Raw genomic sequence first — 21346 nt, 5'->3', positions numbered from 1 at the left:
GAAACTATTTCCGAGCGTTCGCCACCGGATACGATAATGCGGCAGTTGCTGTGGTGGCTCATCGGCGGGTCGCGAGGCGGTGCGAACCGTCTCCGAATCGTCCGCACCCTCCACGACCGGCCGATGAACACGAACCAACTGTCCGAGACGCTCGATTTGAACTACAAGACCGTCCAGCACCACCTCGAAGTGCTCGAGGAGAACAACATCGTGACGACACAGGGGGATGACTACGGGAAGATGTTCTTTCTGACCGAACAGATGACGGCGAATCTGGACATCCTCGAGGAAATTGCCGAGCAAGCGGACCTAGAGACCAATGGAGACTGACATCAATCCGCGCCTCAGAACGGCGCTCGTGACCGGCGTTGGACTGCTCCTCGGATACGTCGCCATGCTCGCAGTCGACTATCCGGGCGCACCGGGACACATCCCCGAGGTGTTCGTCTTCCTCACTCGCGTGCAGGTGTTCGTCACGACGTTCAACTTCGTCTTGCTGGTGGCGCTCCTGTGGACGTACGCCTCCCTCTACCGGGACCTGCCGAACCGATACACGCGGAGTCTCATCCTCCTCAGCATCGCGCTGGTGCTCTACGCGCTGACGGCGAACCCAGTCATCCACGTCCTCTTCGGCTTCCCCCCACTGGGTGGCAGTCCGTTCATCGTCATCCCACACGTCTTCGTCGGCGTCGCCATCGTCGTCCTGTTCTATCAGAGCCAGACCTGACGGGTCGATTTCCCGACCCTTCATGGTCGTCGCCGCCGCGAGCCAGACCATGTTCACAGACGACTGCCGACACCGCGGAGGGCGCTGATGCGCTATCTCGCTCGCACCGCCGACGGTCGCCCCCTCGTCGGCGACGACACGGGGTTCGTCCCACTCCAATCGGCCTATCCCGACGCGTCGAGCGTCCGAGACGCACTCCCGCGAGCGACGACCGGCCTCGACGAACTCGGCGCCGCGACGGCCGACCCCGTCGCTCGCGACGCGTTCAGGTTCGGCCCGTGTCTGTCCCGCCCGGGCAAACTGTTCGGCATCGGCCTCAACTACGCCGACCACGCCGCCGACCTCTCGGAGGACCCACCGGACGAACCGGCGAGTTTCTTCAAGCCTGCGACGGCGGCGACGGGACCCGGCGGGCCCATCCGCCTCCCGCCGACCGAGGAGTCGGAACGCGTCACCGCCGAGGCAGAGTTGGCCGTCGTCATCGGCCGCACCTGCCGAGACGTGAGCGTCGACGACGCCGACGACGTAATTGCCGGCTACACGCCCGTCATCGATATGACCGCGGAGGACGTCCTCCAGCGAAACCCGCGCTATCTCACCCGCGCGAAGAGTTACGACACCTTCCTCGTCCTCGGCCCTCACGTCGCCGTCCCCGAACGCGACGCGTCGCTCGACGACGTGGAGGTGCGGACCGTCGTCGACGGCGAGGTGCGGGCGCGAAACACCGTCGCCAACATGCACTTCTCGCCGCGCGAACTCGTCGCGCGTCACTCGTCGGTGATGACGCTCGAACCCGGCGACGTCATCTCGACGGGGACGCCCGGCGCCCACCACATCACGCCCGGTGACCACGTGCGCGCCGAGGTTGACCGAATCGGGACTGTTGCCGCCGACGTGGTGCGACAATAGAGTTCAGATGAGTCGGTGAACCTGTAACCACCTCGAAAGCCCCCGGCGGTTCGGCTCCCGGGACTCGCTGCGCTCCTCACTCCGTTGCGGTGCTTGCGTCGTCCGGGTTCGCCGAACCGCCGGCCCCTTTCAGTCCCACCCGCGCCGCTTGATTGGCCAGCTGCTGCGGGTGGGACTGAAAGGGGCGTCGCGCTGGAGGAAGGCGGCCGACGCAAGCACGCGACCAGCGGGAGCGCGCGCAGCGAGGCCCCCGACTCCAGCGCGGCGGGGCTTTCGAGGAGTCCCTAACGAAATCACTCTAATCAGACCAGTACGAGTACGGTAGAGCGAAGCGTAAAGGGTCGGCCAGCCCTAGCACTCCAGCATGAGCGCGGGCGACGGTATCGAACTCACGGTGCGGAGCGCCGAGAAACGCGACGCGGGCCGGGGCATCGCCCGACTCCCCGAGGCGGCCCGCAAGCGACTCGGCGTGTTGAGCGGCGACGCCGTCGCCATCGAGGGAAGCCGGGAAACGGTGGCGAAGCTCTGGCCGGCGCGGCCCGGCGTCCCCGGGGACGCCATCCTCGTCGACGCGGAGACGCGGGCGGACGCCGGCGTCGCCGTCGGCGACACCGTCCGCGTCCGACGGGCGAGCGTCGCCGACGCCGACAGGATGACGCTGCGGGCGCCGCCGACGGTCGACGCCGACCGAGACTCGGTGCGGCGCGAACTCGAACGGACCATCGAGAGCCGCCCCCTCCGCGAGGGCGACCGGGTGCGCGTCGAGAGCCTCGACGCCGACCCGTTCGTCGTCACGGAGACGCGGCCCGCCGGCGCCGTCCGAGCGACCGACGCGACCGATATTCGAGTGGTCGGCGGCGACGAGCAGACCGAACCGAGCGACATCGACGCGACCGACGACGCGACTGCGGCGGCGACGGGTGAGCGTTCGCGCCCCGCGACGGGCGTCGCCTACGAGGACATCGGCGGCCTTGACGACGAACTCGACCTCGTGCGCGAGATGATAGAGCTCCCCCTCGCAGAGCCGGAACTGTTCACCCGACTCGGCGTCGACCCGCCGAAGGGCGTCCTCCTCCACGGCCCGCCGGGGACTGGCAAGACGCTCATCGCCAAGGCCGTCGCCAACGAAGTCGACGCCACCTTCATCTCCGTCTCGGGGCCGGAAATCGTCTCGAAGTACAAGGGCGACAGCGAGGAGCGTCTGCGCGCGGTGTTCGACCGCGCTCGCGAGGAGGCGCCGACCATCGTCTTCTTCGACGAAATCGACTCCATCGCCCCGAAACGCGAGGACGGCAGCGGGATGGAAGACCGAATCGTCGGCCAACTCCTCTCGCTGATGGACGGCCTCGAAGCGCGGGGCGAGGTCATCGTCATCGGGGCGACCAACCGCGTCGACGACTTAGACCCCGCGCTCCGGCGGGGCGGGCGCTTCGACCGCGAAATCGAAATCGGCGTCCCCGGCGTCGCCGGCCGGCGCGAGATTCTCGACGTCCACACGCGCCGCGTCCCGATGACCGAGGACGTGGACCTCGACCGACTGGCCAGTCGCACTCACGGGTTCGTCGGCGCCGACCTCGAATCGCTGGTGACCGAGGCCGCCATGTCGGCGCTCAGACGCGCCCGCCGCGAGGGGACGGCCACGGGCGACATCACCGTCGGGCGCGCGGACTTCGAGACGGCGATGGCCGCCGTCGACCCCAGCGCCATGCGGGAGTACGTCTCCGAGACGCCCACCGAAGGGTTCGAGTCTGTCGGCGGCCTCGAGGAGGCGAAGGCGACGCTCTCGCGTGCGGTGACGTGGCCGCTCACCTACGGGCCGCTGTTCGACGCCGCGGACGCCGACCCGCCCTCCGGCGTCCTCCTCTACGGCCCGCCGGGGACGGGCAAGACCCTGCTGGCCCGCGCCGTCGCCGCCGAGAGCGAGGTGAACTTCGTCCGGGTGCAGGGCCCGGAACTCCTCGACCGCTACGTCGGCGAGAGCGAGAAGGCGGTCCGGGAGGTGTTCGACCGCGCCCGACAGACCGCGCCCGCTATCGTCTTCTTCGACGAAATCGACGCCGTCGCGACGGCCCGTGACCGCGCCGACAGCGAGGTGACCGAGCGCGTCGTCTCCCAGCTCCTGACGGAGTTCGACGCCGTCGCGGACAACCCCCACCTCGTCGTCCTCGCGGCGACGAACCGCCGGGATGCCCTCGACCCTGCGCTCCTCCGCGCGGGGCGACTGGAGTCTCACGTCGAGGTGCCCGCGCCCGACGAACCCGCCCGGCGAGCGATTCTGGAGGTCCACACCCGCGAGAAACCCCTCGCCGGCGACGTGGACCTCGACGCCGTCGCGGCGCGCACCGCCGGCTACTCGGGAGCCGACCTCGCCGCTGTCTGTCGGGAAGCGGCCATGCTCGCGGTCCGGACCGTCGCAGACGCCTACGAGGGGACCGAGGCCAACGAACACGCGGACGAGGTGTCGCTGACCGCCGCGCACTTCGAGGCGGCGCTGGACGCCGTTTCGCCATCGCTCGTCGACAGCGCGTGAGCCGACAGCCAAAACTGGGTCGCGGCCGTTCGTCTCCCATGCGCTCGCTGCTCTCGATGCGGTGGGACGACCTATGCTTCGCCCACTGGCCAGTCGCGCCCGGCGTCGTCGAACCGACGCTCCCCGAGGGCCTGACCGTCGACACGCGCGACGGCGACGCCTACCTCGGCATCGTCGGCTTCCGCATGGCGTCGATTCGGCCCCGTGGCGCCCCCGTCGGCCTCTCCTTCCCCGAACTGAACCTGCGGACGTACGTACGAGCAGACGGTGGGACGGGCGTCTACTTCTACAACCTCGACGCCGACGACCCACTCGGCGTGGCGATTGCGCGCGGCCTGTTCAAACTCCCCTACTACCGGGCCGAGATGTCGGTCCGGGACCGGGGAATGGGTCGAATCGACTTCCGGAGTCGACGCACACACCGGGGCGCGCCCCCGGCGCGGTTCGACGCCACCTACGGCCCGACGGAGGAGCCGACAGTCGTCGATTCGGACTCGCTCGAAGCCTTCCTCACCGAGCGCTATCGCTTCTACACGGCGAGCGAGGGCGGGCGCCTCTACCGCGGCGACATCGAACACGACCCGTGGAAAGTGAGCGCGGCGACCCTCGACGTGCGCGAGAACACGCTGTTCGCGGCGAACGGCTTCGACCGACCCGCGGGCAACCCCATCGTCCACTACAGTCCGGGCAGCGACGTGACCGCGGGGCGAATACGCCGGGTCGACACCGCGTGAGACGGGGTATTGGACGCCAGTACCGGTGGTTCGTCCGCCCGTCTCGGCGAACCACCGGAAAACGGGGACAATACTCCGTATGAGGCGGCCGGGGGCCAATCAATTAGGTTGGTCCGGGAAGTGGGGAGAGTCCTGACCTCGATACAAGGCGATTCCGATGATAAGTGACACGCCCGACTCGACCGCCGAGCACTGTAGCGCGTGTGGGGCAGAGCAATCGCTCGATATCTCGGTGGAGATTCTCACCGAGAACCCGGCAGGGGAGAACGCGGCGTTCTCGCGAGAGCCCTATCGAATCGTCGAGTGTCGCGTCTGCGGCACGACGACGAAAACGCGGATGAACGACGCTTAGTCCCAGAACGACTGCGTGCGGGCGTACTGGCGCTCCTGTTCGAGGATGTCGCGATAGAAGTCGGCCTCGTCCTCGCGGAGTTTGGCGATGATGCGGGCGGCGTTGTGCGGGCCGACGCCGCGGGCGGCCATGGCGACGACGGCCTGCTTGCCGTGGCTCTGGACCAAGTTGGCCGAGCGGTAGGCGCGTTCGGTCATTCGCTCCTGTTCGTCGTCTTTCTCGTTCGCGCGAACCGCCTTCACCACCTCCTCGGCCCACGGGTTGAGCGACGCGATTCGCGTCGACTCGCACTCGGGACACCGGGGCTGGTCTGGGACGCGTTTCACCTTCGTCTTGCGCGTCCAGTCCGTGCAGTGGAGGCAGGCGAGGATGACGCGGTCGTTCTGAATCCGCTCTTTCAGCGTCTCGACGACGCTCGCGTCGGCGTTCTCGGGGACGAGGAGTTCGCGCCCGCTCGACCGCCCGCCGGTGCCGAGCGGCGTCAACTCGCGTGCGGTCACCAGTTCTATCTCGCCCGACTGAATCCGTTCGAGTACCCGCGCCGTCTCCTCGACGGCGAGTTCCGTATGGAACACTTCGCGGACTGCCTCGTCGTAGATGGGCGTGTCCTCGAGGGCGGCGAGCAAGCGGTCGGCGCCGAACCGACCCTGCCCTTGGTATCGCTTGAGCGCGCCGAACTTCGCCGCCACCTGCGCGAGCGTGAACTTCAGCGTCCCCGAGTTCTTCAGGGCGAGTTCGAGGAGGCCCTCGACGTGAGCGGGGTCGGTCGACTCCAACACGTCGACCACCTCGTTCGGCCCACTTCGGCCGGGGACTTCGAGTTCGATGCGGTAGGGGTCGACCTCCATCCCCACCGACGATCCGGTGCGCTGACCGACGAGCGCCGAGCACAGTCGGCCGAGCGTCTCGTTCACCTCGTGGCCGAAGGCGGCGTTGACGACGACGGTCCGGCCCTGTCCCTCGACGACGATGCGGTCGTTCGTCGGCGTCGGCGCCTCGGCGTCGACCTGTCGCTCGACGGGTTCGAGGCCCTCGCTCACGGTGCGCTCGTCGCCGGGATAGCGCGGGAGGAACTCGCGGGCGACGGCGGTTCGGTCGGCGCCCCGGCCGAACTGGTCGGTGGCGACACCGCGCATCTCCCCCACTTCGCCCGCGACAGCGGCAGGGACCGGAATCTCCTTGCCCGTCCACGACGGCACCTCGCCCGCCGGGTCCTCGATGGGCGTCACCTCGACCTGTGTCTCCTCCTCGTCGACTTCGGTGATGCGCCACATCTCGCCGCGCTGGATGAACACTTCGCCCGGCGTGGCGAAGTTGAGGACGAACTTCTCGTCCAGGGTGCCGATGGTCTCCCGCGAGGAGAGGTCGTACACCTCGTAGGTCTCCTCGTCGGGAATCATCGAGAGGTTGGCGTAGAAGTACCGCCACGTCCCACCCGACTTCTCCAAGCGGTCGGCGTCCTCGTCCAACCACAGGAGTCGGTTGTCCGAACACTCCCGCACCACCTCTTGGAACTGCGCCTCCGAGAGGTCACGGAAGGGGTACGCCGCCGTCAGCGTCTCGTACGCCTCGCGGGCGTGAATCTCGCCGTGGTCCATCACGAGGCCGACTATCTGATTTGCCACTACGTCGAGACTGCCGTGATGAATCGAGGCCGACTCCACCTCGCCCGCGACGGCGCGGCGGGCGATGGCGAGGGCCTCCAGCGTGTCGTCGGGGTGGTCGACGAGAATCGTCCCCTCGGAGACGGCGTCGCGGCGGTGGCCCGCCCGCCCCACTCGCTGGAGGAGGCGAGCCACCTCGCGCGGACTGCCGTACTGGACGACGTGGTCCACCCGCCCCACGTCGATGCCGAGCTCCATCGACGACGTACAGACGAGGCCGTCGACCTCGCCGCTCTTGAACGCTTTCTCGATGTCGATGCGTGCTTCCTTCGAGAGCGACCCGTGGTGGACGCCGATGGGGGCGTCGAGACGCTTGAACCGCGAGCCGAGCGCCTCCGCGGTTTGGCGCGTGTTGACGAACACCAGCGTCGACTCGTGCTCGGCGACGATGTCGCGAATCGCGCGGACGTGACTCGCGATGTCGACGTCGGTCGCGAGTTCGCCCGCCAGCCGTTCGTCCTCGTCGGTCGGGTCGGGGTTCCGCACCCGGAAGTCGACGTTGGTGCCGGCGTCGACTTCCACGAGCGAACAGCCTCGGTCGCCGGTCAGGAAGCGACCTACCTCCTCGGGCGACCCGACCGTCGCCGACAGGCCGATACGCTGGAACGACCCCGCGAGCGTGCGGAGGCGTTCGAGTCCCACCGTCAACTGCGCGCCTCGCTTCGACGACGCGAGTTCGTGCACCTCGTCGACGACGACGTGTTCGATGTCTTCGAGCGCCGTCCGCAACTTCTCGCCGGTCAGCATCGCCTGTAGCGTCTCGGGCGTCGTCACCAGCACGTCCGGCGGGTCGTCGGCCTGCTTGCCGCGTTGGTACTGCGTGGTGTCGCCGTGGCGTACGTCCACCTCGACGTCGAGATACTCGCCCCACCAGTCCAGTCGGTCGCGCATGTCGCGGTTGAGCGCGCGGAGGGGCGTGATGTAGAGCGCGGAGATGCCGAAGCGGTCCTCGGCGCGATAGATTGCGTCGAAGACGGGGAGCATCGCCGTCTCCGTCTTGCCCGTGCCCGTCGGCGCGAGGACGAGTGCGTTCTCGCCCGCCGCGAGCGGGGGGATGGCCCGTCGCTGTGGCTCCGTCGGGGTGGTGAATCCCCGTTCCGAGAGCGCGGCCCGCACTCGCTCGCCGAGGTGGGTGAAGGCGTCCATCCCGTCGAGCGTTCCGTCTGCCATTCGGTCGCGCTAGTCGGGCGAGCCGATTAAGGTCACCGCTCGCCGGGTGCGACGGCCCGCAGGGCTTAGTGCGTGGCGTGAGCCAGGGGTGTATGGCACTCCCAGTCTCCGGTGCGCTCGTGACGTTTCTCGTCACCCTGCTGGTCGGCGGCCTCGCCATCTACGTCGGTGCCCGCGTCGTCGCGGGCATCGACGACTACAGCCGCGCCGTCGTCACCGCGCTCCTCGGCGCCGTCGGCTGGGCCATCGTCTCGTGGCTCCCGGTCGTCGGCTCCGTGGTCGCGCTGGTCGTGTGGGTCGGCGTGCTGAAGTGGCGCTACCCCGGCGGCTGGCTGACCGTCGCGACGATGGGCCTCATCGCGTGGGTCGCGGCGCTCGGCATCCTCTTCGTCCTGAACTCGGTCCTCGGCGTCGGGACCGGCGCCTTCGGCGTGCCGGGCGTGTAACCGTCAGACCCGCCGATAGGCGCCGAGACGCGTCCCGTCGAGGAGGTACGCCTCGGCGTCGTCAGCGAGGGCGTCGGGGAGGAACGGCGAGAGGAACGACTGCCCCTCGACGTTGACCCACGTCCCGCCCGAGCGGTCGTTGAACGCCGGGAAGACGACGAGTTCGGGGTCGCCCCACGCCAAGGATTCGGTGGCCACGCCGAAGTGGTCCGCGAACGGGTCGATGCGGAGTCGCCCCCGGAGCCACGCCTTCTCGGCGCGGCCACCGCCCACCTCGTCCTCCAAGCGGACCTGCGGGTGTTCGTGACCCATACAGACCGTCGCGGCGCCGAGGACGGAGCGGTCGGGCCACGTGTGGCCGTGGACGAAGCCCACGTCGCCCAGTCTAACGCCGCCGGGGTCAGTCACGTCCAGTCGGTCGCCGTAGGCGTCCGCGACGCCGCCGTCGTGGTTGCCGGGGACGAGCGTCAGGGGCGTCGACCGCGCGTCAAGGGCGTCGAGCAACGCCTCGATTTCGTCGTCCTCGCCGCGTTCGGGGTCGCCGATGCGGTGAATCAGGTCGCCGAGGACGACCACACGGTCCGGGTCGGTGCGGTCACAGAGTGCGCAGAGTCGCTGGCGGCGCGCCTCGGCGTTGCTCCGGAGTTCCACCCCGCGCTCGTAGCGGAGGCCAGTCTCAATGCCCGCGTGGTAGTCGGCGACGACGAGGGCCTGTTCACCCCCGCAGTCGGCGACGGCGGCCGGTTCGCCCGGCACCGGTTCGACGCGTGCCACGCTCAGATCGCCTTCAGGCGGTCCTCGCTCGGCTCGTAGCACTTCCCGCTCATGAGCGCGTCGTCGATGGCGTCGGCGACGGCGCCGGGGTCGGCACCGTGTTCGTCGACCACCGCCGCCACCACGTCGTCGTGGGGGACGCCGTTGCCCTCGTCGAGGTCGGCCATGACGTCGACTGCCGCGGTTTCGAGGTCGACGTCTTCGTCGGCCGCCTCTGCGTCCGCGTCGTCGACGGTGTCGTCGGCCTCGTCCTGTGTCTCTTCGGCCACCTCGCCGACGCCTTCCTCCAAGTCCTCGGGGCCGGGGACATCGATATCGGCCTCGCCCGGGTCGCCGACCTCCGCGCCGCTCTCGAAGCCGACGTCGAACTCGGCTTCCACCTCGGCGCGTTCCTCCTCGTCGAGCTCGTAGAGGTCGTCGTCGTCGTCGAATTCGCCGAGGTCGCCGGTGTCGGCGGATTCGTCGAGGCCGCTAGTGTCGGCTGGTTCGCCGATGTCGTCGGCGTCGGCGGATTCATCGGGACTGGCGGGGTCGTCGGCGTCGCTCGCAGCTTCGGTGGACTGCTCCGTGCTTGTCGACGGTTCGCTCGTCTCGGCGGCAACGTCGTCGGGTTCCGTCTCGGCGGGCGTCGGTTCGCTCTCCGTCTCGTCGGTCGCCGTCGATTCCGCGGCGTCGTCGGGCGACGCCGCAGTCTCCGATACGGTGTCTACGTCGGCCGTTGCCGTCGATTCGTCCGGCGTTGCCGACTCGTCCGGCGTCGCCGGGTCGTCAGTCGCGTCAGGTTCCGTATCGGCTTCGGGCGTCGCCGGGTCGTCGGTCGCGTCAGGTTCCGTATCGGCGTCGGTCGTCGCCGTCTCGTCGGAGTCGACGGCGCTCTTCGGGGTCGCTCGCTCGACCGACTCGGTATCGCGCTGCACCGCCTCGGGAAGCGGGCCGAGCGAGGTGGTGCCCGCGTCGTCGGGCGCCACGTCGAGGGCGCGCACCTCGTCGCGGTCACCGGCGACGACTTCCAGCGCGTCGAGTGCCAGCTCGCGAACGGCGTCGAGGTAGGCGATGCTCGTCCCGTAGCGTTCGAGGGCGATGGGGATGCCCGCCGCGAGCGACTCGTCGTAGCCCGCCTCGCGGAGCGCGGCTTCGAGTTCGTCGCCACGGAGGTCCATCGCGTGGGCGTCTGCCATCGCGGCGACACGGCGAAGCGTCGCCTCGGCGGCGGAGACGGTCCACCGGTCGCGCGTCTCGGCGTCGACCGTCGAGACGCTCTCGGGGCGGACCGACGTGTACACCCGGTCGCCGTCGTCGGGTTCGAAGGTTCGAGCCTTGCCCGTGAGCGCGACGAACGCCGGCGGGTCGGCGCGCTCGAAGAAGGCGGCGGCGTCGGGTTGGTACTGGCCGGCGTAGGAGACGAACGCGCCCGTGGGGTCGACCACGCGCGTCCGGAGCACGTCCTCGTTGACCGATTCGACTTCGGTCAGGACGCCGACGGCGAACAGGCGGTTCACCCGCGCGCCCGTCGGCGTGACGACGTATTTCGGCGCTCGCTCCTCGTCGCTCTCGGCGTAGGAGACGGTGGCGTCGTCGAACTCGGCGGCGAAGAGGCGGTGGGCCACCTCGCGCCGGCCCGGCCCGTCGTCGGTGGCGCTCATCGCGCCACCCCCGCGAGGAGTTCGCTCGCGCGGTCGGCCGGGTCGTCCCCGGACTCCTCGAACGTCTCGGCGTCGAGGTTGGCGCCGTACTCGTCGACCGAGAGCGACCCGCGGACGCGGAACTCGCGCCCGACGATTCGCTCACGGATGGCGTCGGCGACGACTTCTTTGTCCATCGCGTCGCGGGCTTCCTCCTTCGCGTCCTCGATGTCGCCACCGTACACCTCGCTGGTGAGGTCGGTGTCGAGGACGGTCGTGACGGTGCCCGTGCCGTCGTCGAGGATGGCCTTCACGCGCAGGTCGTCCTCGCCGTCCACGTCGCCGTGGGCACGGCACTGCCCGTTCTGGACGACGCGCCCGCAGTCGGGACAGCGCTCGATGAGGCCGGAGCCGTCACGCACCTCGATGACGTTGCCGACGAGTTCCACGTCGAACAGGCCGCCGGTGTCGACGGCCTCGCCGACGCGCATCCGCGGCGCCGTCTCGGGGTCGCTCACCTCGCGGTCGAGGGGTCGGACCGTCGAGAACTCCGTGACGTTCACCTGTGGCACGCCGCGGTACTCGCGGACGTAGACGTCTTCGAGGCGGACGGACGCCCCCGCTTCGAGTTCGGGATGGGGGTCCCAATCCGTGAGGGGGAGGCGGGCCGTCTCGTCGGCGACGACGCCGGAGAGAATCTCCGTCTCGCCGTCGCGGCCGTCGATGGTCCGGTCGTCGAGTTCCTGGACGCGGACCTCGACCGCCCGGCCTCGGTCGCCGGGTTCGAGGTCGATCAGGTCGCGGTCACCGCCCACCTCGTACGGCGTCTCGACCGTCTCGGTGGCCGCCGCGACGGTGGTGTTCGTCCCGAGGTTGAGTTCGGGCCGTCCCTCCCACTCGCGGACGTTCGCGTTGCCGACGGTGACCGAGTCACCGGGTTCGAAGTCGAACTCCTCCCACGCGGTGTAGGATATAATCCCCGTCTCGTCGGCGAACTCGCCCTCGCGGATGACCTGGTCCTCGCCCTGATAGCGAATCGAGCGAGTCCCCTTGGTCAACACGCGGACGGTGGCGGTGACGGAGCCGTCGTCGGGGGAAACGTCGGCGAGCGATTTGGCCGTCGGCGCGGACGACGACGACCCGCTATCGCCGCCGTGGTTCCGGCGGATGCTCGCTTTGGCTTCCTCGACCGGCACGTTGTATTCGAGTAGGCTCTCCAGGTCCGCTTTGACCTCCGCTTTGTCTACGCCGAGGTCGGAGGCGAGCTCCTCGGCATGGTCGTCGAGTTGCATCGGTGTGGAGTTGGTCGCGCGGTCTTAAAAACCTCGCCCGCGAGCGTCGACCCGCGCTGCGAGCGTCGCGCCCACCGAAAGCGGTTTGCGCCCGCGCCCGAACGAGTTCGCATGGAAGTCGTCGTCAACGCGGCGACCAGCGTCGACGGCAAGCTGTCGACCCGAGAGCGTCGGCAGGTCCGCATCTCGGGCGAGGCGGATTTCGACCGCGTCGACCGCCTCCGCGCCGCCGCCGACGCCGTCCTCGTGGGTGTCGGGACCGTTCTCGCGGACGACCCCCATCTCGGCGTGAAGGCCGAACAGCGGCGGGTCGAACGCCTTCGCAACGGCCGACCGGCGAATCCGGCCCGCGTCGTCGCCGACTCCCGGGCCCGCACCCCACCCGACGCGACGTGTCTGAACGACGATGCCGAGACGTATCTGCTCGTCTCGGCGGCGGCGCCCGAGGACCGCGTCGAACGACTGCGCGAGGCGGGGGCGACGGTCATCGAGGCCGGGGCCGAGCGGGTCGACCTCGCGGCGGCGCTGGCCGACCTCGAAGCCGAGGGTGTGGCTCGACTGCTGGCGGAGGGGGGCGGCGAACTCATCTACTCGCTGTTCGAGGCGGGCTTGGTCGACGAACTCAGCGTGTTCGTCGGGTCGCTGGTCATCGGGGGACGAGACGCGCCCACACTGGCGGACGGCGAGGGCTTCGTCGAGGAGTTCCCGTCGCTCGAACTGGCCGCCGTCGAGCGCGTAGACGACGGCGTCGTCCTCGAATACCGGGTCGACTAGCGGTCGTGCGCGGGCGCGCCAACACGGCTCAACCGTTAAGGGGATAGGCTCGTTAGGTTGCTGTATGAGCACGTCGACTGCCGACCCGTCGGAACCGATTCACGTCGAAAGCGCCGAGCACCTGTCCGAACTCGTGGAGGACAACGCCGTCGTCCTCGTGGACTACTACGCGGACTGGTGTGGTCCCTGCAAGATGCTGGAGCCGACCGTCGAGGAAATCGCCGCCGAGACCGATGCCGTCGTGCTGAAAGTCGACATCGACGCACTCCAGGAACTGGCACAGGACCGCGGCATCCAGAGCGTCCCGACGCTGGAGTTCTACGCCAACGGCGAGCAGGCCGAGCGTCTCATCGGCGTGCAGGACAAGGACACGCTCCTCTCGACCATCGAGGACCTCTCCTAATCGAGTACCGCCCGCGAGGGCACCCCGTTCGACGACACCGGTGAGCGACGGCGCCGTCACCGAGCCGAGAGTATATACTTCCGGGGGCTGTATCCCGGCACATGATTTCGCTCGACGAGGCCGTCACGGCGCGCCTCGAATCCCACGGCGAGCGGTTCGAGGTACTGATCGACCCCGACGCCGCACTCGCCATCAAGCGCGGCGAGTTCGACGGCGACCTAGAGGACGTCATCGCCGCCGAGGACGTCTTCGAGAACGCCTCGCGCGGCGACCGACCCGCCGAAGCGGACCTCGAAGAGGTGTTCGGGACGACCGACCCGCTGGAGATAATTCCGGAGGTGGTCAGGGAAGGCGAAATCCAGATTACTGCCGAACAGCGCGAGCAGATGCAGGAACAGAAGCGCAAGCAGTTGATCAACCGAATCGCGCGCAACGCGGTCAATCCGCAGATGGACGACGCGCCCCACCCGCCCGAGCGCATCGAGCGCGCACTCGAAGAGGCCGGCTTCCGCGTCGACCCCATGGAACGCATCGAGACGCAGGTGGACGAGGCCCTCGACGCACTCCGCCCCGTCATCCCCATCCGCTTCGCGGAGGTGACGGTGGCGGTCCAAGTCCCCGCCGAGTACGCCGGGAGCGCGCAGGCGAAGATTCGGCAGTTCGGCGAGTTAGAGCGCGAGGAGTGGCAGGCCGACGGCTCGTGGGTCGGCGTGCTCACCTTCCCGGCAGGGATGCAAAACGAGTTCTACGACCTGGTGAACGAGCTGACGAGCGGCGAAGCAGAGACGCGCATCGTCAAGGACGAAGACGACCTGAACGTGCGCTAACTATCCGCGCCGGAAGCCGAGCAGGAAGCCGCCGGTGAAGCCGGCCGACACCGAGAGCGTCGAGAGGATGGTCGACACCCAGCCCGGCGGACCGCTCGCCGCGTTCGACCCCGTCTTCAGCATCCCCGCCGAGAGCGCCGACCAGTCGACGCTGAGAATCTCACGCGACTCCAAGAATTTGAACAGTGCGAGTTCGAGGCCGACGATGATGGCGATGATCTTGGCGAGTTTCTTGGCCGCGAAACCGATGATGCCCCCGATTGCGGCCCCGCCACCGAACTCGAGGCCGAGTTGCTGCGGGTCGATCCCCAGTTGTAACGCGACGAGCAGTCCGTCCATACCGGTTGTGGGCCAGTCGCAGTTAAGTCAGTTGTGGCGGTGACACGCCCGGCGAGCGGAGTTTAAGTGGTTCGAGCGCCAACATCGGAACTAACTCGTGCAGGAAACCGACGCGGCACCAAACGGTCCGAAGGTGAGCCGATGAAGGCGGTCGTCGCCAAGCGCGTCGAGCGCGGAACCGCCGACCTGACCGAAATCAAAGACCTCGCCCAAGCGGCGGGCTACGAGGTCGTCGGCGAACTCACTCAGACCCGCGAGGAGGACGCCGCCTACGCGTTTGGCGAGGGGAAAGCCGACGAACTCGCCGCGCTGACGGCCGAATCCGGCGCCGATACTGTCATCGTCGACAACCGACTCGGACCATACCAGACGTACAACATCGGCGGGAAACTGCCGGAGGGCGTCGAGGTCGTCGACCGCTTCACCCTCATTCTCGACATCTTCGGCCAGCGCGCCCAGACCCGCAAGGCGCAACTGCAGGTCGAACTCGCGGAACTGCGCTACGAACTCCCGCGGGCGGAGGCCAAGACGAGTCTCGCCACGCGCGACGAGCGCCCCGGCTTTATGGGCCTCGGGGAGTACGACCAGAGCCGCGAGCGCGACATCAAAAACCAAATCGCGGAAATCAAACGCGAACTCGACGCCATCGCGGACAAGGCGGAGACACGGCGCGAGCAACGGCGCGAGTCGGGGTTCGACCTCGTGGCGCTCGCGGGCTACACGAACGCCGGCAAGTCGACGCTGATGCGGCGACTCGCCGCCGAACTCGACGTGGACGAGAACGAGGACCGACACCCGGACCTCGAAACCACCGCCGAGAGCGAGGACCGCCTGTTCACGACGCTCGGGACGACCACCCGCCGCGCCGACACCGGGCAACGCGATGTCCTCCTCACCGACACGGTCGGATTCGTCTCGGACCTGCCCCACTGGCTGGTCGAGTCGTTCGAGTCCACGCTGGACTCCGTCTATCACGCCGACCTCGTCCTCCTCGTCGTCGACGCGAGCGAGGACGTCGAGGAGATGCGGGAGAAACTCGTCACCTGTCACGACACGCTGTACGAACGCAACGAGGCGCCCATCGTCACCGTGTTGAACAAAATCGACCGCGTCGACGACGAGGAACTCGCGGAGAAACGCGAGGCGCTGGCGGCGCTGGCGCCCAACCCCGTCGCCGTCTCGGGGTTGACCGGCGAACGCGTCGACGCGCTCCGTGACCGCATCGAGGACGAACTCCCCGACTGGCAGTTCGAGCGACTCGTCCTCCCCCTCGGCGACGACACGATGAGTCTCGTCTCGTGGGTCCACGACCACGCGAACGTCGAACGCGAGGACTACGAGGGCGAACAGGTGACGCTGGAGTTCGAGGCCCGTCCCGCCATTATCGAACGCGCCCGGGCGAAGGCGAGTGACCTCGCCACTGTCGAATCAGTCTAGTCCCGGGTGAACCCGTCACGGTCGACCGCACCGCGGTCGGCTGGGACGACGTTCGGCCGCGGCTACAGGGTCCGTTTCGTCTTCTCAACGACCCGCACGTCTCGAATCCCGGTGTCGGGATACTCGCCGTCCTCGTCTTTCTCCGCCGCCTTCACCATGTCCCAGACGACGTTCAGGCCGGTGGTCGTGCCTTCGAGCGCCTCCATCTCACAGCCGGTTTTGCCCGTCGTCTCGACAGCGACGGTCAGCGTCACGCGGTCCTCGCCCACGTCGAACTCCGTCTCGACGTTCGTAATCGGAATCTGGTGACACATCGGAATCGTCTCCCACGTGTGCTTGACGGCTTGCACGGCGCCGACGCGGGCGGTGGCGAGCACGTCGCCCTTGCCGATCTGGTCGTCGGTGATGGCCGCAATCGTCGACGGCTGGAGGTGAATCTCGCCGCGCGCGACGGCGCGACGCGCCGTGTCGGGCTTGTCGCCCACGTCGACCATCTGGACGTTCCCCGACTCGTCGGTGTGAGTCAGGTCGTCGGACTCGTCACTCATCGGCATCACCCCACAGGGCCCGCGGCAGTGCAGGGAGGAGGTCGCTCGCCAGCAAGCCATAGCCACGGTCCTCGACGACGTGGTCGCCTGCGAGGCCGTTCGCGTAGGCGGCGAGCGTTCCCGCGTTGAGGGGCGCTTGCGTCGCGAGGAGGGCGCCCGCTGTCCCCGCGAGTACGTCGCCGGTGCCGCCGACGGTCATGCCCGGGTTGCCCGTGCGGTTCACGCGGGCGTCGCTCCCGTCGGCAATCACGTCGTAGGCGCCTTTCACCAGCAGCGTGTGACCGATGTCGGCGGCGAAGTCGGCGACGGCGTCGAGTCGCTCCCGCCAGTCGTCGGCGCTCGGCCCGCCCATCGCGCGGAGTTCGCCCTGATGGGGCGTACAGAGGAGGGTGGCGTCGGTGTCGACATCCGGGACGACCTGCAGGGCGTCGGCGTCGACGACTGCGCGCCCGTCGTAGTCGGCGAGGAACGCGCGGACGGCGTCGAGCGTCGCGGGGTCGTCGCCCAAGCCGGGGCCGAAGACGACGGCGTCGTGGTCGGCGGCGAGGGCACGAATCCGGTCGAGGTGGTCGGTCGTGAGTCGGTCGCCCTCGAACGGCCGGACGATGAGGCCCTCCTCGAAACTCTGCACCTCGCGGGCGACGGATTCGGGACAGACGACGCGAACGAGGTCGGCCCCGGCGCGCATCGCCGCCTGCGCGGCGAGGGCGGGGGCGCCGGTGTAGGGGCCGCCGCCGACGACGAGGACTTCGCCGAACGCGCCCTTGTGGGCGTCCGCCGGGCGCGAGAGGACGGTGCGGTCGCCCGGCCCCGCGAACAGTTCGGCCGTTTCGGGGATGCCGATGTCGGCGACGGTCACTTCGTGGTCGTCGAGGCCGGGTTTGGCGTCGTGGAAGGTGACGACGTGGTCGGCGTCGACGGCGACGCCGGCCGCCTCGCCCGTGTCGGCGTCGACGCCCGAGGGCACGTCGACGGCGACGACGGTGGCGTCGGTGTCGTTGATGGCCGCTGCGGCCGTGTGCTCCGGTTCGCGGAGCGCGCCCGTCACGCCCGTGCCGAGCATCGCGTCGACGACCACGTCGGGGTCGTCGAGCGCCAGTTCCTGCGCGTCGCGGACGACGCGGGTATCGTATTCGGCCCGTTCCAGCGCCACCCAGTTCTCGCGGGCGATGTCGGTCGCGATTGTCTCGGGCCGCCCGAGGAGGTGGACGGTCGGGTCGTGGTCGTCGAGAAAGCGCGCGGCGACGAAGGCGTCGCCGCCGTTGTTGCCGCGGCCACAGACCAGCGCCACCGAGTCGCCGGGCGCGGCCACGCGCCTGACCGCCCTCGCGACGGCGTTACCGCTCGACTCCATCAACTGCTTGCGCGGGACGCCGAGGGCGGCGGCGTTCTCGTCCACCGCCGCCATCCGCTCTGCCGTTATCATGGGTGGACGTTGCTCCGACGGCCGTTATAGTATTCGCCACGGCGTCGTCGCCCGCCATACGTATCATTCGAGTTACCGAATGAGATTCTGGCGAAGGGTTTTGGGGGTCGATGCGGAACCGACGACGTAATGTCGGGGCTCTTGCCCACCCGTCTCGAGCGAGACGTAACGCCCGAGGGAGAAGGGGACCTCCGCGTCCTGTCGCTCACGGACGACGACGCCGAACAGCTGCTCGACTCCGTCTCCTCTGATACGGCGCGAGCGATTCTGACAGCCCTCGAAGAGCGTCCGGCGACCGTCTCCGAACTCGCAGAGTCGGTGTCGACGTCGCTCCAGAACGTCCGCCACCACATCGGCAACTTGGAGGCCGCCGGCTTGGTGGCTGAGGCGGGCACCCGGTACTCCGTGAAGGGACGCGAGATGACGGTGTACGCACCCACGCAGGACTCGCTGGTCGTCGTCGCCAGCGACGACATCGCGAGTGACTGAGGGCGCCGAAACCGGGATAGTGCCGTGGGCCCATTGAGAACTGTGTTCGGTGAATCCGACGCCGTCCGGGCGGTCGACTGTCCGCCGAGCGTCCGCCGAGCCGACAGGCCGTCGGGTGAGTCGTCGTGACGACGGCTGGCCTCGACCGCCGCATCGAGGAGTACTGGGACTGGATTGCCGTCGCGCTCTTTCTCTTGCTCGCAGTCGACCTGCTGACGACGCTCGCGGCGGCGCGACTGCTCGGCGTCGCCGCCGAGCGCAACCCGCTGATGCGGTGGCTGCTTGGCCGAGACGTCGCCGTCGTGGTCGGGGCCCACCTCGCGGTGGTCGTCCTCGTCGCCCTCTGTTTCCGCCACCTGCTCGACCGCCTGCGTCGGACACCCGAACCGGCGAGTTACTACTTCGCGCTCCTCATCGAGGTGTGGCTGGGCGTCCTCGTCGCCGTCGGCCTCGGCGTCTTCGCCAACAACCTCTCCGTCATCGTGCTGGGCGAGAGCCTGCTGTGACGGAACGAGGTATTTATCCGAAGACGACGCCAGCGGGTAGGTAATGGGCGAGACGTGGCGGACGGTGTTCGGCCACGACGAGCCGTACCCCGAACAGGCTGACGGCATCGAGACGGCCATCGACACCGCCGACCGGGGCGGCTTCGCGGTCATCGAGGGCGCCTGCGGCACGGGCAAGACCATGCTCGCGCTGACGGCGGGCATCGACCGGGTGCGCGACCCCGACTCGCCGTTCGAGCGAGTCGTCGTGCTCACGAGCGTCAAACAGCAACTCCGCCAGTTCGAGGCGGACGTTCGCACCATCAACGAGAACCTGCCCGACGACTGGCAGCCAGTCTCGGCGCTGACGCTCGTCGGCAAGGCCGACGTGTGTCCGTACAGCCGTGAAAACGTGGCCGACATCGACGACACGACCGTCTACGACCGCTGCGAGGGGCTTCGCGAGCGAACGCGCAACCTGACTGGTTCGGAGGGGCCGACGACGGCCGCGGCGCTGGCGAGCGACGCTCGGCAGGCTCAGACGGGGTTGCTCGACTCCGGGCAAGACCCGTCGGCCGGCCCCGACTATCTGGAGACGGCAGGCGAACTGACGCCGTATCTCCCCGAAACCGCGGACTACGAAGGGACCGAATACTGCCCCTTCTACGCGCAGTATCTGGAGGACCTGCCGGAGGAGGGCGACCCCATCGAGGCCGTCCCCTTCGACTTCGAGGACGCCGGCCTCCTCGATACCGAGGACCTCGTGGGCCTCTCGGCGAGTCACGGCACCTGTCCGCACTCGATGCTAGGCGCACTCTTGCCCCACGTCGAAGTCGCCATCGGCAACTACTATCACGCGTTCGACCCGCGGACGGTCGACTCCTTCACCGGCGCCCTCCTCGACGACTCGACGTTTCTGGTCTGTGACGAGGCGCACATGCTCGAACCGCGGGTGCGTGACCTCGTGAGCGACGGCGTGGCGGACGCGACGCTCCGCGACGCCGAATCGGAGCTGACGCGGGCGATTCAGCCCGTGGAACTCGACCCGGAGACGCAGGAGGCGGCCGTCGTCCGCGGGGAGCTGGAGGAGGTGGACGTGAGCCTCGCGGAACTGAAGACGACGCGGTCGTTCGTCCGGGACCTGCGCGAGGAACTCGACCGTCAGGTGCAAGCGCATCTCGACGCCGAACACCCGTCGTGGCGGGCGTCGCTCGACGACCTCTCAGACGACGAAATCCCGCTCCGGGACCCGGAGACGCCGGAACCGGACGCCATCACCGAGTGGGCGAGCGAGAACTACGGCGACGACGTGTGGGTGCGCGCCGAATCCGTCGGCGCCGCCGTCGCGCGCGCCCTGAACTCCCTCGAAGAGGAGGACCGCGAGCGAGCGATTACGACGGTCGGCCGCGTCCTCGGCTCGTGGTACCGCGCAGACCACGGGCGACACTTCCGGGAAATCGACCTCTCGCGGACGTGGAACGAAATGGAACCCGCCGACTCGTGGCGGCGCGCCTACAACGCGCGACTCTCGCTCCACAACTGCGTGCCGGGCGACGCCATCGCCGACCGCCTCGACGACTTCGGCGGCGGCGTCCTGATGTCGGCGACGCTCGAACCCCTCGACGTGTTCCGGACGGTGACGGGACTGGACGAACTCGCGGACGACGGGCGCCCGGTCGTCGAGCGAACGTACGGACTCGGATTCCCCGCCGAGAACCGCGCGAGTTTCGCCGTCGATGCCCCGGCGTTCACCCACGAGAACCGCGCGGGCGACGCGAGCGAGACGCGAGACGTGTACGTCGACGCCGTCGCCGAAGTCGCCGGTCGCGAGGGGAACGTCCTCGTCGGGATGCCGAACTACGCGGAGGCGAAGTGGATGGCCGGCGAGTTGGAGGCCCGCCTCGACACGCCGGTCTTGCTCGACGAATCGAGCGACGACGGGACGACACAAGCGTTGAAACACGACTTCTTCGCGGGCGGAGACAAGACACTCGTCACCAGCATCCGCGGGACGCTGACGGAGGGCGTCGACTACCGCGGCGACCGGTTGCACGCCGCCGTCGTCTGCGGCGTGCCGCTGGTCGATACGACCAGTCCGCGGACACGCGCCGTCGTGACGGCGTACGACCGGGCGTTCGGGTCCGACGGCCGCGGCGGCCGGAGCGGATTCGAGACGGCGCTGACCGTGCCCGCGGTTCGGAAGGCGAGACAGGCAATCGGGCGGGTGATTCGCGGCCCCGAGGAGCGAGGCGTTCGCGCCCTCGTCGACGCCCGCTACGCCCGCGACCGGTGGAACGGCGTCCGCGACTACTTCCCGGAGTGGGAGCGAGAGGAGTTCCAGCCGGTCAGTCCGGAGATGCTGTCGCTGGGGTTAGACCGGTTCGAGCGGACAGAGTGA

General features: G+C 68.9%; 21 protein-coding genes. 14 read left to right on the top strand and 7 right to left on the bottom strand.

The features are described 5' to 3' along the window. Positions 1–36: 36 nt before the first annotated feature. The 6 genes from BLU18_RS09100 (at position 37) to BLU18_RS09075 (ending at position 5252) form a co-directional block, all read left to right on the top strand. Positions 37–330 (top strand): ArsR/SmtB family transcription factor, encoded by a 294-nt coding sequence (locus BLU18_RS09100; protein WP_092634212.1) that lies wholly within the window; start codon positions 37–39, stop codon positions 328–330. Beyond that, positions 320–727, top strand: coding sequence for a DUF8036 family membrane protein (locus tag BLU18_RS09095; RefSeq protein ID WP_245697937.1), 408 nt, complete (start codon positions 320–322; stop codon positions 725–727). The genes BLU18_RS09100 and BLU18_RS09095 overlap by 11 nt, the downstream gene beginning before the upstream one ends. Before the next feature lie 87 nt (positions 728–814). Continuing rightward, positions 815–1636: a fumarylacetoacetate hydrolase family protein gene (locus tag BLU18_RS09090; protein WP_092634210.1), complete on the top strand. Its 822-nt coding sequence runs from the start codon at positions 815–817 to the stop codon at positions 1634–1636. Positions 1637–2000: 364 nt separating this feature from the next. Beyond that, positions 2001–4166: an AAA family ATPase gene (locus BLU18_RS09085; protein ID WP_092634208.1), complete on the top strand. Its 2166-nt coding sequence runs from the start codon at positions 2001–2003 to the stop codon at positions 4164–4166. Positions 4167–4204: 38 nt separating this feature from the next. After that, positions 4205–4900: a YqjF family protein gene (locus BLU18_RS09080; RefSeq protein WP_092634206.1), complete on the top strand. Its 696-nt coding sequence runs from the start codon at positions 4205–4207 to the stop codon at positions 4898–4900. A gap of 157 nt (positions 4901–5057) precedes the next feature. Continuing rightward, entirely contained in the window at positions 5058–5252 is a 195-nt protein-coding gene (locus BLU18_RS09075; RefSeq protein WP_218124084.1) for a DUF7835 family putative zinc beta-ribbon protein, read from the top strand. Here the strand turns inward: BLU18_RS09075 and BLU18_RS09070 are convergent. After that, positions 5249–8086 (bottom strand): DEAD/DEAH box helicase, encoded by a 2838-nt coding sequence (locus tag BLU18_RS09070; RefSeq protein WP_092634202.1) that lies wholly within the window; start codon positions 8084–8086, stop codon positions 5249–5251. The genes BLU18_RS09075 and BLU18_RS09070 overlap by 4 nt on opposite strands. 92 nt (positions 8087–8178) lie before the next feature. Between BLU18_RS09070 and BLU18_RS09065 the strand changes: the two genes are divergently transcribed. Further along, positions 8179–8532 carry a hypothetical protein gene (locus BLU18_RS09065; protein ID WP_092634200.1) on the top strand — a complete coding sequence of 118 codons (354 nt, stop codon included), beginning with the start codon at positions 8179–8181 and terminating at the stop codon, positions 8530–8532. Between the two features lie 3 nt (positions 8533–8535). Here BLU18_RS09065 and BLU18_RS09060 read toward each other — a convergent pair whose 3' ends face one another. The 3 genes from BLU18_RS09060 to BLU18_RS09050 are packed head-to-tail and all read right to left on the bottom strand — an operon-like array spanning position 8536 to position 12220. Next, the gene (locus BLU18_RS09060; RefSeq protein WP_092634563.1) at positions 8536–9312 is read right to left on the bottom strand and encodes a metallophosphoesterase; all 777 of its coding nucleotides are present in this window, start codon (positions 9310–9312) and stop codon (positions 8536–8538) included. Continuing rightward, entirely contained in the window at positions 9309–10949 is a 1641-nt protein-coding gene (locus tag BLU18_RS09055) for an RPA family protein (protein ID WP_092634198.1), read from the bottom strand. The genes BLU18_RS09060 and BLU18_RS09055 overlap by 4 nt, the downstream gene beginning before the upstream one ends. After that, positions 10946–12220 (bottom strand): Single-stranded DNA binding protein, encoded by a 1275-nt coding sequence (locus BLU18_RS09050; protein ID WP_092634196.1) that lies wholly within the window; start codon positions 12218–12220, stop codon positions 10946–10948. Before BLU18_RS09050 ends, BLU18_RS09055 begins: the two co-directional genes overlap by 4 nt. A 111-nt stretch (positions 12221–12331) precedes the next feature. On the opposite strand from BLU18_RS09050, the gene BLU18_RS09045 reads away from it, so the two are divergent. The 3 genes from BLU18_RS09045 to BLU18_RS09035 all read left to right on the top strand — a co-directional run bounded on the left by BLU18_RS09045 (position 12332) and on the right by BLU18_RS09035 (position 14224). Then, entirely contained in the window at positions 12332–12994 is a 663-nt protein-coding gene (locus BLU18_RS09045; protein WP_092634194.1) for a 2,5-diamino-6-(ribosylamino)-4(3H)-pyrimidinone 5'-phosphate reductase, read from the top strand. A gap of 64 nt (positions 12995–13058) precedes the next feature. Beyond that, positions 13059–13397 carry a thioredoxin gene (trxA, locus tag BLU18_RS09040; protein WP_092634192.1) on the top strand — a complete coding sequence of 113 codons (339 nt, stop codon included), beginning with the start codon at positions 13059–13061 and terminating at the stop codon, positions 13395–13397. Positions 13398–13498: 101 nt separating this feature from the next. Then, positions 13499–14224, top strand: coding sequence for a ribosome assembly factor SBDS (locus BLU18_RS09035; protein ID WP_092634190.1), 726 nt, complete (start codon positions 13499–13501; stop codon positions 14222–14224). On the opposite strand, the gene BLU18_RS09030 is transcribed toward BLU18_RS09035, so the two are convergent. Beyond that, positions 14225–14563: an FUN14 domain-containing protein gene (locus BLU18_RS09030; RefSeq protein ID WP_092634188.1), complete on the bottom strand. Its 339-nt coding sequence runs from the start codon at positions 14561–14563 to the stop codon at positions 14225–14227. Between the two features lie 141 nt (positions 14564–14704). On the opposite strand from BLU18_RS09030, the gene hflX reads away from it, so the two are divergent. Continuing rightward, entirely contained in the window at positions 14705–16000 is a 1296-nt protein-coding gene (gene hflX / locus BLU18_RS09025; RefSeq protein WP_092634186.1) for a GTPase HflX, read from the top strand. 62 nt (positions 16001–16062) lie between these two features. Here hflX and moaC read toward each other — a convergent pair whose 3' ends face one another. Both moaC and BLU18_RS09015 read right to left on the bottom strand, forming a co-directional pair. Then, the gene (gene moaC, locus BLU18_RS09020; protein ID WP_218124083.1) at positions 16063–16548 is read right to left on the bottom strand and encodes a cyclic pyranopterin monophosphate synthase MoaC; all 486 of its coding nucleotides are present in this window, start codon (positions 16546–16548) and stop codon (positions 16063–16065) included. Then, positions 16541–17974 (bottom strand): NAD(P)H-hydrate dehydratase, encoded by a 1434-nt coding sequence (locus BLU18_RS09015; protein WP_092634182.1) that lies wholly within the window; start codon positions 17972–17974, stop codon positions 16541–16543. Before BLU18_RS09015 ends, moaC begins: the two co-directional genes overlap by 8 nt. A 129-nt stretch (positions 17975–18103) precedes the next feature. Here BLU18_RS09015 and BLU18_RS09010 point away from each other — a divergent pair, with 129 nt between their 5' ends. The 3 genes from BLU18_RS09010 to BLU18_RS09000 all read left to right on the top strand — a co-directional run bounded on the left by BLU18_RS09010 (position 18104) and on the right by BLU18_RS09000 (position 21346). Then, on the top strand, positions 18104–18463 hold the full coding sequence (locus BLU18_RS09010; protein ID WP_092634180.1) for an ArsR/SmtB family transcription factor: 360 nt from the start codon (positions 18104–18106) through the stop codon (positions 18461–18463). A gap of 125 nt (positions 18464–18588) precedes the next feature. After that, on the top strand, positions 18589–18969 hold the full coding sequence (locus BLU18_RS09005) for a DUF5658 family protein (RefSeq protein WP_092634178.1): 381 nt from the start codon (positions 18589–18591) through the stop codon (positions 18967–18969). Between the two features lie 43 nt (positions 18970–19012). After that, positions 19013–21346 carry an ATP-dependent DNA helicase gene (locus BLU18_RS09000; protein WP_092634176.1) on the top strand — a complete coding sequence of 778 codons (2334 nt, stop codon included), beginning with the start codon at positions 19013–19015 and terminating at the stop codon, positions 21344–21346.

The sequence above is a fragment of the Haloplanus vescus genome (assembly GCF_900107665.1).
Lineage (GTDB): Archaea > Halobacteriota > Halobacteria > Halobacteriales > Haloferacaceae > Haloplanus > Haloplanus vescus.
The sequence above is the reverse complement of the archived record's forward strand: the minus strand, read 5'-3'. Positions and strand labels throughout refer to the sequence as shown.